Raw genomic sequence first — 14,516 nt, forward strand, 5'->3', positions numbered from 1 at the left:
TCCTGACGAAACCTACAGCCCCAGGTCGCTCAGTGAAGGGTGGTCATCAGGACGTCTGCCCAGCGGCCAGTGAAACAGGCGCTCAGACGCTTTTATCGGCATATCGTTGATGCAGGCGAAGCGGCGCTTCATCAGACCATCCGGCTCGAATTCCCAGTTTTCATTACCGTAAGAGCGATACCAGTTGCCTGAATCATCATGCCATTCATAGGCATAGCGCACGGCGATACGGTTTTCCGTAAATGCCCACAGCTCTTTGATCAGACGATAATCCAGCTCTTTTTTCCATTTGCGCTCCAGGAATGCCTGCGCTTCCTGACGGTTAGTGGCAAACTCCGCGCGGTTTCGCCACTGGGTATCCAGCGAATAGGCAAGTGCGATTTTGGCCGGGTCGCGACTGTTCCAGCCATCTTCTGCCAGTCTGACTTTTTCGATGGCACTTTCACGCGTAAAAGGCGGTAAAGGGGGGCGTGTGTTCATTTCGGCTACCTCTGGTTGGTATTATGTAGACAGGTCTGTCTACTGGTGTTAATCTAGGCCTGAAAAATAACGCTGTCAACCTGTCAATTGAGGCCGTCGATCTGTGAACAGAGTCAACTTGAATAACGATAAAACATTCAGTGTGAGGGAAAAAATCTTGCTTACCGCGCACGATCTGTTTTATTCCAGCGGATTTAAAGCAACGGGCGTGGATACCATTATCAAGCAGGCTAAAGTCACTAAAGTGACGTTTTATCGCCATTTTCCTGGGAAAAGTTTACTTATTGTTGCCTATCTCCACTATCGACACGAAATATGGATTGACTGGTTTGAAAGCACGCTGCGTCGACATCTTGCTGCGGGTAAAACCCCGGCCAGTGCATTATCTGACACGCTGTATGAATGGTTTATTTCACCGTTATTCCATGGGTGCGCCTTTATTAATGCCAGCGCAGAAGCAAAATCTGAAGAAAATGAAGGCGAAATAAAAGATATTTGCCGCAATCATAAAACCGAAACAAAGGCAAAAATAGCGTCCCTGACCGGCATAACTGATGAGAAAACCGTTAATGAAATCATGATGCTGATCGACGGTGCGATTATTCATGCGCAAATGGGGATCGCAGCGGATGAGGTCATAAGCTCATTGAAAAAGGGAGTAGAACGGCTGACAGAAAACGCCGCCTGACCCGGGGCACGATCGGCCGTCGACGAAATACGCTTAGCATGGAAGGGCTGGCGCTGAGCCTGGCAGTAAATGCCAGGCTCCTGCCTTTAGTCATCATCTTCTGCCCGTTCCGCCATCGCCAGCGAGCTGGCACTGGCCGGATCAAACAGGGAAATACTCTCGATCTGGTTCAGCATGATCACCTTTCTGAAGTCCATTGCGCTTCCGGGTTCTGAATCCAGAGTAATGTCGTGGCGGGCATACCATTTGCTGTAATTATTTTCGATGCAGATCCGCATTGTCTTCTCATCGCGATAGCCGCTTAGCATGGGGATCAGCACGATATTGGCGGTTTTTTCATACTCGAGCGTTGCGGTGTGGATCATGCCGACATAAATCCGTCTCGAACGCAGCGTCACCTGCGCCAGCTCCCCTTGCTCCATACACTGATACAGCAGTTGTTCGATACCGCTCGACTGCGCGAGACGTTTGTAGAGCTTCTTCCTGCCTTCTCCGTCCAGCCTGGCGCTGCCTGCCCAGTTAGAACGATAAAGACAAAACAGGATGGCGAAGGCCAGCATGACGACAACCGGTGCCTGAATACCTAAAAAGCTCCAGTTCATAAAATCTATTTGCCAGTCGGCATAGGTTTGCGCGGTGAAGTGGAAGGTGTTGTCGGCGGCAGAAAGTGCATAGAGCAACAGCCAGAGCAGCCCCGTGGCGATCACCCCTTGCAGAACGAAGATACAGCCATACAGGGCAACGAGAAAATAGACATCCCAGCCGAAAGATCGCTTGATTTTAAAACGGGTCGACAGGTCACGGCTGGTGTACCAGTACCCACAGACCATCAGCACCATAAAGATAGCCGTTCCCATATCAGGCCCTCTTCAGCGCGTTAACATGACGCAGGAAATCCTGTCGCACCTCGTTGCTCTTGTAGTTCACCGAGGCGTTCCCGTCCTGGTCGATGATGATGCGATCGCCATCCTCCACGGCTTCGATAATTTCCTGCTGGCTCATCACCTGGAGCAATGATTCCGGACTGGAGAAAAGTGACAGAAAGAAACGTTTCATCGCGGGGTTTCCTCATCCTTATGATTAAAAAGGATAAGTCTGGAAGAAGAAGGGGAAATTCGCCTTAAGGTAAAACTGAAAAGCAAAACGGGAAACAGGTGCGTCAGAAAATGTTCTGAAAAAAACATCGGCAACACAGGTGTAACTTTTTGAAAAATAATATAAATAAAAAATAGTTTTACACAAACTTGGACAAATAACGTTAATTGTGTAAGTTTTAATTATGCGATTACGCCACGTTGTTTACCGCCAGGATGTGACCCATGAGCACTTTGCCCTCTGTCGTGAGTCGGTTTGTTGAGTACTACACCGCACTGGATAGCCAGCCGCCCTCAGCGCTGGTCGGGCTTTACCATTCGGATGCCACGCTTATCGATCCGTTCGGCGAGCATGACGGGATTTTCGCGCTCCAGCGCTATTTCACCCATTTGCTGGCCAATGTTGAAAATTGCCGTTTTACCATTGATCCTCCGCTGTTCGGTGACCGTCGTTTCGTTGTCACGTGGATTATGCACTGGTCGCATCCGCGCATTGCCGGAGGCGAGCCGCTCGACCTGCCGGGATGTTCGGTGGTGGAGACCGAACATGGGTTGATTACTCGCCAGCGTGACTATTACGACGCCGGAGAGATGATCTACGAACACCTTCCGCTGCTCGGTTGGGCAGTGCGCGGCGTGAAGCGGAGGGTGAACGCATGAGCACGGTTCTGATTACCGGAGCAAGTTCGGGCATCGGCGCCGGGCTGGCGAAATCCTTCGCTGCTGACGGCCACACGGTTATCGCCTGCGGGCGCGATCCGGCGCGTCTGGACGCCCTGCATCAGCACAGCCCCACTATCACGGTTCGCCTGTTCGATATGACAGACAGGGACGCCTGTCGCCAGGCGCTGACGGGCTGCTATGCCGACCTGGTTATTCTCTGCGCCGGTACCTGCGAATACCTTGAGCAGGGCGTGGTGGATGCAGCGCTGGTAGAGCGGGTGATGACCACCAATTTCCTCGGGCCGGTGAACTGTCTCGCCGCGTTACAGCCGCAGCTGGTTTCAGGCAACCGCGTGGTGCTGGTCAGCTCCATGGCGCACTGGCTGACGTTCCCGCGCGCAGAGGCTTACGGCGCGTCCAAAGCGGCGCTGAGCTGGTTTGCCGACAGTCTGCGGCTCGACTGGGAGCCGAAAGGGATCGCCGTGACGGTGGTATTTCCGGGCTTCGTTGATACGCCGCTGACGCGAAAAAATGACTTTGCCATGCCGGGCAGGGTGAGCGTTGAGGAGGCCGTGCAGGCCATTCGGACCGGGCTGGCCAAAGGGAAAATGCAAATTGCGTTTCCGGTGGGGTTTGGCCTTATCTTGCGGTTGCTCTCAGGGCTTCCCGCGTTTCTTCAGCGCACACTGCTGCGCAGGATGGTGCGTTCATGAAGATTGCCATTATCGGCAGCGGCATCGCCGGGTTGACCTGTGCCTGGCGTCTTGCCGGTCATCATGAGGTGACGCTGTTCGAAGCGGGGGCCACTCCCGGCGGGCATACCGCGACGGTTGACGTGCCGACGCCACAGGGCACTTTCGCCATCGATACCGGTTTTATCGTCTACAACGACCGTACCTACCCACGATTTATGGGCCTGCTGAGCGAGCTGGGTATCAGTGGGCAAAAGACGCAGATGAGCTTTTCGGTGCATAACCCGCAAACCGGGCTGGAGTACAACGGACACACCCTGACCTCGTTATTTGCCCAGCGTCGAAACCTGGTGAACCCGTCGTTCTGGCGGCTGCTCGGGGAGATTGTCCGCTTTAATCGCCTGGCGAAACAGGCGCTGGAGAGCGAGCCAGATCCGCACGCGACGCTGCAGACGTTTCTGGACAGGTACCGCTTTACGCCGTTTTTCGCGCGTCACTACATTCTGCCAATGGGGGCGGCCATCTGGTCATCGTCGTTGCAGGAGATGAAACGTTTTCCGTTGCCGCTCTTTTTGCGTTTCTTTGACAATCACGGCCTGCTGGATGTGACGCATCGTCCGCAGTGGTACGTCGTGCCCGGAGGTTCGCGGGAATACATCCGCGCCATGCTGGATAAACTCGGTGACCGCCTGACGCTGCACCTCAACGCCCCGGTGCAGCGGGTGATTCGTCAGCAGAATGGGGTAACGATCCAGCTCGACAACGCGAGCCACAGCGTTGATCAGGTGATTTTTGCCTGTCACTCCGGGCAGGCGCTGGCGATGCTTGACGCGCCGAGCGCGGCTGAGCAGGACGTGCTGGGCGATATCGGCTGGCAGCGTAATGAGGTGGTGCTTCACAGCGATCCGCGCTGGCTACCGGTACGTCAGCGTGCCTGGGCGAGCTGGAACTACCGTCTGAGCCAGCAGGATCAGGCCAGCGCCTGCGTCACCTACAACATGAATATTTTGCAGGGGTTGCCTGCGGGTAGCCCGCTGTTCTGCGTCACCCTTAATCCGGACATCCCCGTGGATGAACGCTTTGTTCTGAAACGCTTTGTCTATGAACACCCGCTGTTTAACCCCAAAAGCTGGCGTGCACAGGCGCGTCGCGGTGAGATTAACGGCCACCAGCGTAGCTGGTTCTGCGGCGCTTACTGGTACAACGGCTTTCATGAAGATGGCGTGCGCAGTGCGCTGGACGTGGTGAATGCGATAGCCGCCGGGGAGGGGAACTGAAATGAACAGCTGCCTCTATCACGGTGTATTACGCCATCGTCGCTTCCGTCCGAAAGCGCACCAGTTCCGCTACAGCGTCTTTATGGCCTGGCTCGATCTCGATGAGCTGGAGACGTTGCCCGCGGTCGGGGTCCGTCGCAATCGCGTTGCCGCCGCTTCGTTCCATGATGCGGATTATCCGCTGGGCACGCCACTTAAAGAGAACGTCCTCACCAGGCTTGAAAGCCTGACCGGAGAACGGCCGCAGGGGCGGGTTATGCTCCTGACGCAGCTGCGCTACTTCGGATTCCATTTTAATCCGGTCAACTTTTACTACTGCTATGACCGGGCGGAGACGCTGCGCTGGGTGCTGGCGGAAGTTCGCAATACCCCGTGGAATGAGCGTCATTACTACGCGGTGAATGGGCAGGATGCGCGTCCCACAGAAAAAGCGTTTCATGTTTCCCCTTTTAACCCGATGGACATGGTCTACCACTGGCGCTTTAACCCGCCTGACGACTCGTTGCATATGCACATTGAAAACCATCAGGAAGCGAAGGTGTTTGACGCCACGCTGGCGCTACGCCGGGAGCCGCTTACCCGGGCGGCACTGCGGTCGCTGCTGCTGCGCATTCCACTGATGACCCTCAAAACCGTTTTCGCTATTTACTGGCAGGCGCTGCGGCTGTGGCTCAAGCGCGTGCCGCTGTATAACCATCCCGTCAGCAGGAGTGAACGCTCATGACCGATCCCGTCTTTGCGCTTGAACCCGATATCCCGCGCAACGTCCGCATCGCGCGCTGGCTGCTGTTTCGTCTGTTAAGCGGTATCCGCGGCGGCGCGCTGACCCTGCGTGAGGGTGCTCAGACGTTCCATTTCGGCGAGACATCCGCTGCGCTGCATGCGGACGTTCAGATCCTGAGCCCGGGCGTGTACTGGCGTGTCTTAACGGGGGGCAGCCTCGCCGCCGCTGAGGCCTGGATGGATGGCGAATGGGAAACCACACAGCTCACACCATTGCTTGAGATCCTGGCGCTTAACGGGCAGGTGCTTGGCCGGCTGGAAAAGGGATTTCGTCTGTTCAGCAGGCCGCTTGAACGGCTTCGTCACTGGACGCGGCGAAACTCACGCGCCCAGGCCCGCGAAAATATTGCCGCGCATTACGATCTGGGTAATACCTTCTATGCCCATTTTCTGGACAACGAGTTGCTTTACTCCAGTGCACTGTTCACCGCAGATGAGCAGGATCTCACGGCGGCTCAACAGGCCAAAATGGCTCGCCTGTGCGATCAACTGGCGCTGAACGCCAATGATCACCTGCTGGAAATTGGCACCGGCTGGGGTGCGATGGCGGAATATGCCGCCCGTCATTATGGCTGTCGGGTGACCACCACGACGCTGTCGCAGGAGCAGTATCTCTGGGCGAAAGAACGGATTGTCCGCGCCGGGTTGCAGGATCGCGTTGAGGTACTGCTGTGCGATTACCGCGACCTCACCGGAGAGTACGACAAGCTGGTCTCGATAGAGATGATTGAGGCCGTGGGGCAGCGCTATCTGCCAACCTTCTTCCGCACCTGTCAGGCCAGGCTGCGACCGGGAGGTCGTATGGCAATACAGGCCATCACCATTCAGGACCAGCGCTATCGCGACTACAGCAAAAGCGTCGACTTTATCCAGCGCTACATTTTTCCCGGCGGTTTTTTACCAAGCATCACCGCCATGAATGAGCTTATGACACGCCACACCGATTTCGTGATGCGCAATCTCTTTGATATGGGGCCCGACTATGCCCGCACGCTGGCTCTCTGGCGCCAGCGCTTCGTGCATGCATGGCAGGAGATTGAAAAGCTTGGGTTCGATGAGCGGTTTCGTCGGATGTGGCTGTACTACCTCGGCTACTGTGAAGCCGGGTTTAACGCCCGCACCATCAGCGTGGTGCAACTGACCGCCGAGCGCGTATGAAACATTATTTGCAGGTCTTTCTGCTGGCTATCGCGTTCGATTTTTATTGGGCGCTGGTGGTGCTCTTTCGCGAGCAGGGCCTGATTATCTGGATCGTGCTGGCGGTTGTGGCCTGCCTGCTGTTGCCGTCCGCGTACCGACTTTACGCCATTGCGCTGGCCGCGGCAGGGAGCCTGCTGGATGCGCTCTGGGCGTTGACGGGCCTGCTTGCGTTTACGGGTGAGTCACTGATGCCGCTGTGGATGGTGGCACTGTGGCTGATGTTCGCCACCGTCTGGACTCAGCTGACGCGCACAACAACATTACCCGGCTGGCTGCTGACCCTGCTGGCAACCGTGGGCGGGCCTGTCGCCTATCTGATTGGCGAACGGCTTGGTGCCATTACTTTTCTGGAGCCGACCTTTATTGTCATCAGCTGGATGGCACCGGGCTGGCTGGTATTGATGCTGTTTTTCCATCTGCTGGTGGGGAGACAAAAATGAGAGCTGCGGCACTGCTTCTCTGGCTGATAATCCTGTCCCCCGTGGCTCAGGCTGCCGACTGGCTGACCTGGCGCAAGGTCGGTGACGCCACGCTGACCTGGGGGCCGTTCACCGTCTATACCTCACAGCTTCGCACGCCGGAGGGGCGTTACAGCGGGGAGAACGGGGATCGGGCGCTGATCATCACTTACGCGCGTGAAATCGACCGTGACGACCTGGTTGAGGCAACGCGCGATCAGTGGCAGGCGCAGGGGATCCTCGAGCAGGAGCCCCAAAGCGAAGCCTGGCTGCGTATGCTCCAGTCGCTCTGGCCCGATGTCGGGCCGGGCAGCCAGCTGGCGTTTGTGGTCACCGACAGGCAGGGGCAGTTCTGGTACCGCGCTTCGGCGACGCAGAAAGACTTTATTCCACTGGGACCACGTCAGTCCGCCGCGTTCAGCACGCGCTTTCTGGTAATCTGGCTCAGTCCCCGCACGCAATATCCCGCGCTGCGTCAGCAGCTGACAGGAGGGCAACAATGAAACGTATTCTGGTCATCGCGCTGGCAGTAACGATGCTGCTGGCCGGCTGCAGTACAGAGGTGACGGAATACCGTCAGCAGCAGCCGAAGCTGGATATCTTCCGCTATTTTCAGGGGAAAACCGAAGCGTGGGGCATGGTGCAGGATCGCAGCGGTAAACAGTTGCGCCGGTTTCACGTTGAGATTGCCGGGGACGTTATCGGCGATACGCTGACGCTCAATGAACATTTCGTCTATGACGACGGCGAAAAGCAGCAGCGGGTATGGCATATCCGACGGATGGGGGGCGATCGCTACGAAGGCACGGCAGGGGATATCGAAGGGGTGGCAACCGGGCAGGCGGCGGGAAACGCCTTCAACTGGCATTACAGCATGCAGGTGAAAGCCAATGGCAGCACCTGGCTGCTGCACTTTGACGACTGGATGTACCTGCAGGATGAAACCCATCTGTTCAATAAAACAGATCTGAAGAAACTGGGCGTCACCGTCGCCACGGTGACGCTGTTCTTTACCCGCAAGGCGTAACGTTACTCGCTCCCGGGCGCCGGTTCGGCGGGGGTTTTGCTGCTGAGGTAGATGAAGATCAGCGCAATGGCCAGGCAGACGATGGCCCCGAGACGGCTCAGCGAAAACGGAATGACCGCGTTACCCAGCCAGCCAAAGCTGTCAATCAACATGCTCATGGTGAGCTGGCCGAAGATCACCGCGACCGTGGCAACGGCGGTACCGATACGTTGTACCGCCAGTACCATTATCACAATGTAGGGCACGCCGAACAGGGCACCGAGCAGCTGCCATTTGGGCACATCCATCAGGGTAATGGCCTGTTTGGGTTCAAAGAAGAAGATCAGCAGGGCGGTGACCAGCGCACCAACGGAAAACGTCAGAAACGCGCTTTTAAAGACGCCCACGCTGCTTCCCAGCTGTCCGTTGATGGCGGCCTGGACGCTCAGCGTCGCGCCGCCACACACTGCCAACATAATCATAATCAGTGTCATTTTGTTACCCCTGTGCAACCAGAACCAGCGCGGCAATGATGAAAAGCAGCGCGATGATGCGTTTACCGTTAATCTTTCTGGGCGTGGTGCCCAGCAACCCATAGTGGTCAATGATAAGACTCTTAAAGACCTGACCTGCCAGAATGCCAATCATCGTCAGGGCAATGCCGATGGCTGGCGTGGCGAGGGTCAAAATGACGACGTAAACGGGCCCGAGTACGCCGCCGAGCAGTTGCCATGCGGGCTGTGCGAAAAACGACGGGCTGTTACGCGGGCTGAAAAACAGCATCAGCAGAAACGTCAGTGCGGCACCTGTACCGAAAATACTGAACGTGGCCCATAAATCGCCGACTTCCCCACCCAGTGGCCCCAGCAAGCCAGCCTCTACGGAGAGGCCCATGCCGCCGAGAATAACCAGTAAAATTAACAACCATTGCATATTCATTATCTCTACGTTCTGAAGGCGAAACAGACTAGCCCTGAACATCGATGAGAAAAATGCCATAATGCAGGAAACACCTTTGCAGGAAATGCACTAATGGTTGATGCCGGAAATATGAATATCCGCTCGCTGCGGGTTTTTATTGCGGTTTACGAAGCGCAAAACTTTTCTGTGGTCGCCCGGCGGGAGGGGATGTCTGCCTCGCAGGTTTCACGCGTTATCCATCAGCTTGAGGACGCGCTCGGCCAGCAGCTTTTCTATCGTAATACCCGGGCGGTGATCCCAACGGAAAGCGGCCACCTTTTTATCCGCTACGCCAGAGCGATGGTGGAAAGCCTGGAGGAGGCGCGTCGGGAGCTGGATGAGCGTTCGACGGAGCCTTCCGGCACGCTGCGCATTAATGGCCCGGTGTACTTTGGGCAGCGGCACGTTGCCCCGGGTCTGCCTGCACTGGCGGCGCGGTATCCCCGGCTGAATATAGAGCTGACGCTGACCGATGACTTTATCGACCCGCACAAAGATGCCGCCGACGTTATCTTTCGCATCGGCATGCTGACGGACTCAACCTTTCACGCGCGGGTTTTTGGCCAGCAGCGTTACCATCTGGCCGCGTCGCCGGACTATTTGCGAAAACACGGTGTGCCAGACGGGCCGGATGACCTCAGTCGCCACCGGTGCCTGGTCTACCGCGGGTCGTCAGGTCCCAATCGCTGGCTGGTGCGAGGTCAGGGGGAAGCCTGGGTGCATTACCCCGTGGTGCCGCTGATGACCTCCAATAATGCGGAGTCGCTGCTCATTGCCGCGCTGGGCGGGATGGGGATCGTGCTGTTTCCGGACTGGCTGATTGGCGACAGACTGCAGAAGGGGGAACTGGTCGCACTCCTCGCGGAACGGGAGTGCGCCATAAATACCGAGCCGCTGAACATTGCGGCAATCTATCCTCACGCCCGTCATCCGCCCCTGAACGTCAGGGCGGTGATTGATCATTACGTGGCGCTTTTCGGCACCCCGCCTTACTGGCAGACGTAGCGATTACGCGCCGAGTTCTTTACGGATAATGTCGGCGCCGGCGCTCAGGGCGTTGAGCTTTCCGTTGGCAACCTGACGTGAGAGCGGGGCCATCCCGCAGTTTGTCGATGGCCACAGCTTGTCGGCATCGACAAACTGCAGCGCTTTACGCAGCGTATCGGCCACTTCCTCTGGCGTCTCAATGGTATTGGTCGCCACGTCAATGGCACCCACCATCACCTTTTTGCCGCGGATCAGTTCCAGCAGGTCCATCGGTACGCGGGAGTTGTGGCACTCCAGCGAGATGATGTCGATATTGGACGTCTGCAGCTTAGGAAAGGCTTCTTCATACTGCCGCCATTCTGAACCGAGCGTTTTTTTCCAGTCGGTATTGGCTTTGATGCCATACCCGTAGCAGATATGGACCGCGGTCTGGCAGCGCAAACCTTCGATGGCACGTTCCAGCGCGGCAATACCCCAGTCGTTCACCTCATCAAAAAACACGTTAAAGGCCGGTTCATCAAACTGGATGATATCAACACCTGCCGCTTCTAACTCCCTCGCTTCCTGGTTGAGAATTTTGGCAAATTCCCAGGCCAGCTTTTCGCGGCTTTTATAGTGAGCGTCATAGAGGGTGTCGATCATGGTCATCGGGCCGGGCAGAGCCCACTTGATCGGTTTATCCGTGAGCTGGCGTAAATACTTTGCATCATCAACGAACACCGGTTTTTGACGCGCGACGGCATCCACCACGGTCGGCACGCTCGCGTCATAGCGGTTACGAATTCGCACGGTCTGGCGGTTCTCAAAATCAACGCCGCTGAGGTGTTCAATAAAGGTGGTGACGAAGTGCTGACGAGTCTGTTCGCCGTCGCTGACAATATCAATGCCCGCACGGATCTGCTCATCCAGAGATAAACGCAGCGCATCCTGTTTACCGGCAAGTAATTCCTGATCCTGCAATTTCCATGGCGACCAGAGCGTTTCGGGTTGCGCAAGCCAGGTTGGCTTAGGCAAACTGCCAGCCGTTGAAGTCGGGAGCAATGTTTTCATAGTAGAAGACCTTTATTATCGATTAATTAAAGCGTGTTGTGACCTGACCACTGCTCAAGAAGAGGTTTATAGGGCTTGATGAAATACGCTTCCGTAAATTTGCCCTGTTCAATTGCCAGCCGGCTGCGTTCTTCGCGGTCATAAACAATTTTTGTTAATGAATGATCCTCATGATTAAGATCGGGCTGGTAGCATTCTCCGGCGGTCGAGTTTGCATTGTAAATTTCAGGGCGATAAATTTTCTGGAAAGTCTCCATGGTGCTGATGGTGCTAATCAACTCCAGGTTGGTGTAATCCCGTAATAAATCGCCGGTGAAATAAAACGCAAACGGCGCTGCGCTATTCTCAGGCATAAAGTAACGAACCTGCAGACCCATTTTCCCGAAGTACTGCTCGGTTAAGGATGTACCGTCCGGACGATACTCAATGCCCAGCACCGGGTGCTGGTTGCCCGTGCGGCGGTAGGTGTCTTTGCTGGAGACGCTCAGGCAGATCACCGGTGCCTTTTTGAAGTTCTCTTTGTATTCAGGTGAGTTAACGAAATGCCGGAAAATAGTGCCGTGCAGCTCACCAAAATTATCCGGGATCGCGAAGCGGGACTGATTTTTATTGTGCTCCGGCAGCAAGACGCTGAAATCATAATCGCGGACATAGGACGAGAAATTATTTCCAACGATACCGTCGATGCGCTCATGGGTCTTTTTATCAACGATCGTTGTCTGCAATATTTCGATAGCCGGGAAGGGCTTCTCAGCGCCGATATGCAAATCCACAGAAATAATGTCCAGTTCGAGCGCATAGCGATCGGCTTTTGGGTTGTCCCAGCGCGCTAACGCGTTAAAACGGTTATTCATCATCACCAGCGTATTACGCAGGTTTTGCTGGCGTTTTTCGCCACGGGCCAGGTTGGCGAAGTTGGTGGTGGTACGCGTATTTTCTGAAGGGTTATAATTTTCATCAAAGCAACTACGCTTAAGGCTAAATGTAAAAGCATTACTCATCGTCGTTATACATCCTAAGTTCTTGTTGCTAAGAAGTTACCAATGCATAATTTATGCCTGAGCCCGTGACGGAGGGGAAGTGACTTAATTTCACTGCAACATGAGCTATCTTCATGAACAGCGCCTTTCCAGGTATAATCCCCAAAATTTCAACACGGTTTAGAAACGATCATGACAAAACTCACCCTACAAGAGCAGATGCTGAAAGCAGGCTTAGTCAGCAGTAAAAAGATGGCTAAAGTTCAGCGCACGGCCAAGAAATCGCGCGTTCAGGCCCGTGAAGCAAGGGAAGCAGTAGAAGAGAATAAAAAAGCGCAGCTCGAGCGTGACAAGCAGCTGAGCGAGCAGCAGAAGCAGGCGACGCTGGCGAAAGAGTTTAAAGCGCAGGTCAAGCAGCTGATCGAAATGAACCGCATCACCGTGACCAGAGGCACCATCGCCTTTAACTTTACCGACGGCAATCTCATCAAAAAAATCGAGGTCGACAAGCAGACGCAGGCCCAGCTGATCAATGGCCGCCTGGCGATTGCGCGTCTGGTGATTAATGCCAATGGCGACTGCGACTATGCGATTATCCCGGCAGTGGTGGCCGATAAAATCGCCCAGCGCGATGCCGAGAGTATCGTGTTAAACAGCGCCCTGAGTCAGGAAGAGCAGGATGAAGACGATCCGTACGCAGATTTCAAAATTCCTGACGATTTGATGTGGTAAGCAGCGCTTAAAACGGTGCGGCGTGACGGGCGTTAATTGCTTCTGCGCTCACCGGATGCACAAAATCCAGCTCGCTGGCGTGCAGCATCAGCCGCGGTATCTGTTCGGTGCCCGGCAGGGCAAGACCACCATACAGATCGCAGCCTAAAATAGGGTAGCCCAACTGCTGGCAGTGAATACGCAGCTGGTGGGTTCGCCCGGTCTCCGGGGTCAGTCTGACCCGCGTCAACGGCAGTGCCGCATCATAAAACCGGTCCATCACCTGATAGCGTGAGCGTGCGGGTTTGCCGGTAATTGCACAAATCGACATCAGCGGGAACAGCGCCGGATCTTTAGCAATCGGGGCATCAATCACGCCCTCGTCGTGTTCCACATGCCCGCAAAGCAGCGCGCTGTATACCTTTCGCACGGTGCGCTGGCTGAACTGGTGACAGAGAGCGGCGTTAATCGCTTTATTGCGCGCAATCACCATCAGCCCGGATGTACCGAAATCCAGACGATGCACCAGCGTGCAGCCGGGAAACGTCTGTACCAGTCGATAATGCACTGAATCGCGATTTTGCGGATTTTTGCCTGAAAGGCTGAGCAGACCGGAAGGCTTATTAATCAGGACCAGATGTTCGTCCTGCCAGAGGATCTCGATCTCGTCGTGACACGGTGGGGCAATAAAAGAATCTATAATCGCAGACATCAGACGGCCCGACAGAAGAGTGGGTGCGGATGATAGCGAATTTTTAGCGGCGGGGACAGAAAGAAACCCTCCCACCAGGCGGTGAGAGGGGGATGATTAAGCGGCTACGAGGCTGTCGATAGCGGCTTTCGCGTCAGTCTGCGCTTTGGTCGCAACTTCCGGGCCGTAGGCAATACCTTCAGCAAACACGAAATTCACGTCGGTAATACCGATGAAGCCCAGGAACAGAGTCAGGTACGGTGCAACCAGGTCAGTTGGGGTGTCTTTGTGAATACCGCCACGGCTGGTCAGTACAATCGCACGCTTACCTTTCACCAGACCTTCAGGGCCGTTTTCAGTGTAACGGAAGGTTACGCCGGCACGGGCAACCAGGTCGAAGTAGTTCTTCAGCTGAGTAGGGATGTTGAAGTTGTACATTGGCGCGTTGATCACGATAACGTCGTGCGCCTGCAGTTCAGCAATCAGCTCGTCAGAGAGGGCCAGGGCTTCCTGCTGACGTGGCGTCAGGGGAGCGTCGCCTGGACGCAGCGCGCCGACCAGTTCGCCATCCAGCACAGGAATCGGGTTTGCAGCCAGGTCACGCACGGTGATTTCATCAGCAGAATGCTGTTCACGCCACTGTTCAACGAAGTAGTCAGAAAGCTGACCAGACTGTGAGTACCCTGCCAGAATACTGGATTTCAATACTAATACTTTGCTCATGGGTGATTCCTGTTTTTGCATTTGATTGAAGGGGGTTGCCCCGTTGCTTGTTGACACTCTATTCACAATCCTG

General features: G+C 55.4%; 20 protein-coding genes. 11 read left to right on the forward strand and 9 right to left on the reverse strand.

Annotation, left to right across the window (positions count from 1 at the left end; genetic code table 11):
* Positions 1–12: 12 nt before the first annotated feature.
* Positions 13–480 (reverse strand): DUF1348 family protein, encoded by a 468-nt coding sequence (locus tag BJP35_RS15585; RefSeq protein WP_014169951.1) that lies wholly within the window; start codon positions 478–480, stop codon positions 13–15.
* A gap of 103 nt (positions 481–583) precedes the next feature.
* On the opposite strand from BJP35_RS15585, the gene BJP35_RS15590 reads away from it, so the two are divergent.
* Positions 584–1,168, forward strand: coding sequence for a TetR/AcrR family transcriptional regulator (locus BJP35_RS15590; protein WP_047356073.1), 585 nt, complete (start codon positions 584–586; stop codon positions 1,166–1,168).
* Between the two features lie 86 nt (positions 1,169–1,254).
* On the opposite strand, the gene BJP35_RS15595 is transcribed toward BJP35_RS15590, so the two are convergent.
* Both BJP35_RS15595 and BJP35_RS15600 read right to left on the reverse strand, forming a co-directional pair.
* The gene (locus BJP35_RS15595; RefSeq protein ID WP_047744605.1) at positions 1,255–2,025 is read right to left on the reverse strand and encodes a hypothetical protein; all 771 of its coding nucleotides are present in this window, start codon (positions 2,023–2,025) and stop codon (positions 1,255–1,257) included.
* 1 nt (position 2,026) lies between these two features.
* Positions 2,027–2,224 (reverse strand): hypothetical protein, encoded by a 198-nt coding sequence (locus tag BJP35_RS15600; RefSeq protein WP_008502331.1) that lies wholly within the window; start codon positions 2,222–2,224, stop codon positions 2,027–2,029.
* A gap of 263 nt (positions 2,225–2,487) precedes the next feature.
* Here BJP35_RS15600 and BJP35_RS15605 point away from each other — a divergent pair, with 263 nt between their 5' ends.
* The 8 genes from BJP35_RS15605 to BJP35_RS15640 are packed head-to-tail and all read left to right on the forward strand — an operon-like array spanning position 2,488 to position 8,362.
* A complete protein-coding gene (locus BJP35_RS15605; protein WP_014169955.1) occupies positions 2,488–2,922 on the forward strand; it encodes a nuclear transport factor 2 family protein in 435 nt (144 codons plus the stop codon).
* Positions 2,919–3,638, forward strand: a complete 720-nt coding sequence (locus tag BJP35_RS15610; protein ID WP_047744606.1) for an SDR family NAD(P)-dependent oxidoreductase — start codon at positions 2,919–2,921, stop codon at positions 3,636–3,638. The genes BJP35_RS15605 and BJP35_RS15610 overlap by 4 nt, the downstream gene beginning before the upstream one ends.
* The gene (locus BJP35_RS15615; protein WP_086463403.1) at positions 3,635–4,894 is read left to right on the forward strand and encodes an NAD(P)/FAD-dependent oxidoreductase; all 1,260 of its coding nucleotides are present in this window, start codon (positions 3,635–3,637) and stop codon (positions 4,892–4,894) included. The genes BJP35_RS15610 and BJP35_RS15615 overlap by 4 nt, the downstream gene beginning before the upstream one ends.
* A 1-nt stretch (position 4,895) precedes the next feature.
* A complete protein-coding gene (locus tag BJP35_RS15620; RefSeq protein WP_014169958.1) occupies positions 4,896–5,618 on the forward strand; it encodes a DUF1365 domain-containing protein in 723 nt (240 codons plus the stop codon).
* Entirely contained in the window at positions 5,615–6,835 is a 1,221-nt protein-coding gene (locus tag BJP35_RS15625; RefSeq protein WP_086463404.1) for a cyclopropane-fatty-acyl-phospholipid synthase family protein, read from the forward strand. The genes BJP35_RS15620 and BJP35_RS15625 overlap by 4 nt, the downstream gene beginning before the upstream one ends.
* A complete protein-coding gene (locus tag BJP35_RS15630; RefSeq protein ID WP_020884221.1) occupies positions 6,832–7,317 on the forward strand; it encodes a DUF2878 domain-containing protein in 486 nt (161 codons plus the stop codon). The genes BJP35_RS15625 and BJP35_RS15630 overlap by 4 nt, the downstream gene beginning before the upstream one ends.
* Entirely contained in the window at positions 7,314–7,838 is a 525-nt protein-coding gene (locus BJP35_RS15635; RefSeq protein WP_086463405.1) for a hypothetical protein, read from the forward strand. The genes BJP35_RS15630 and BJP35_RS15635 overlap by 4 nt, the downstream gene beginning before the upstream one ends.
* On the forward strand, positions 7,835–8,362 hold the full coding sequence (locus BJP35_RS15640; RefSeq protein ID WP_020884220.1) for a DUF3833 domain-containing protein: 528 nt from the start codon (positions 7,835–7,837) through the stop codon (positions 8,360–8,362). The genes BJP35_RS15635 and BJP35_RS15640 overlap by 4 nt, the downstream gene beginning before the upstream one ends.
* A gap of 2 nt (positions 8,363–8,364) precedes the next feature.
* Here the strand turns inward: BJP35_RS15640 and BJP35_RS15645 are convergent, their stop codons facing one another.
* Positions 8,365–8,835, reverse strand: a complete 471-nt coding sequence (locus BJP35_RS15645; protein WP_020884219.1) for a DMT family transporter — start codon at positions 8,833–8,835, stop codon at positions 8,365–8,367.
* 4 nt (positions 8,836–8,839) lie between these two features.
* Positions 8,840–9,274, reverse strand: coding sequence for a DMT family transporter (locus BJP35_RS15650; RefSeq protein WP_032670472.1), 435 nt, complete (start codon positions 9,272–9,274; stop codon positions 8,840–8,842).
* Between the two features lie 99 nt (positions 9,275–9,373).
* On the opposite strand from BJP35_RS15650, the gene BJP35_RS15655 reads away from it, so the two are divergent.
* Positions 9,374–10,306 carry a LysR family transcriptional regulator gene (locus BJP35_RS15655; RefSeq protein WP_014169965.1) on the forward strand — a complete coding sequence of 311 codons (933 nt, stop codon included), beginning with the start codon at positions 9,374–9,376 and terminating at the stop codon, positions 10,304–10,306.
* Between the two features lie 3 nt (positions 10,307–10,309).
* Here BJP35_RS15655 and BJP35_RS15660 read toward each other — a convergent pair whose 3' ends face one another.
* Positions 10,310–11,338, reverse strand: a complete 1,029-nt coding sequence (locus BJP35_RS15660) for a methionine synthase (protein WP_025204256.1) — start codon at positions 11,336–11,338, stop codon at positions 10,310–10,312.
* 26 nt (positions 11,339–11,364) lie between these two features.
* The gene (locus BJP35_RS15665) at positions 11,365–12,339 is read right to left on the reverse strand and encodes a DUF1852 domain-containing protein (protein WP_014169967.1); all 975 of its coding nucleotides are present in this window, start codon (positions 12,337–12,339) and stop codon (positions 11,365–11,367) included.
* A 171-nt stretch (positions 12,340–12,510) separates the two neighbouring features.
* Between BJP35_RS15665 and BJP35_RS15670 the strand changes: the two genes are divergently transcribed.
* Positions 12,511–13,050 (forward strand): DUF2058 domain-containing protein, encoded by a 540-nt coding sequence (locus BJP35_RS15670; RefSeq protein WP_014169968.1) that lies wholly within the window; start codon positions 12,511–12,513, stop codon positions 13,048–13,050.
* A gap of 7 nt (positions 13,051–13,057) precedes the next feature.
* Here BJP35_RS15670 and BJP35_RS15675 read toward each other — a convergent pair whose 3' ends face one another.
* Positions 13,058–13,741 carry an RluA family pseudouridine synthase gene (locus tag BJP35_RS15675; protein WP_047356066.1) on the reverse strand — a complete coding sequence of 228 codons (684 nt, stop codon included), beginning with the start codon at positions 13,739–13,741 and terminating at the stop codon, positions 13,058–13,060.
* Positions 13,742–13,837: 96 nt separating this feature from the next.
* Entirely contained in the window at positions 13,838–14,443 is a 606-nt protein-coding gene (gene azoR / locus BJP35_RS15680; protein ID WP_025204253.1) for an FMN-dependent NADH-azoreductase, read from the reverse strand.
* Positions 14,444–14,516: the final 73 nt, after the last annotated feature.

Source organism: Enterobacter sp. J49, from assembly GCF_002148625.1.
In the GTDB taxonomy this organism is placed as follows: Bacteria; Pseudomonadota; Gammaproteobacteria; order Enterobacterales; family Enterobacteriaceae; genus Enterobacter; species Enterobacter ludwigii.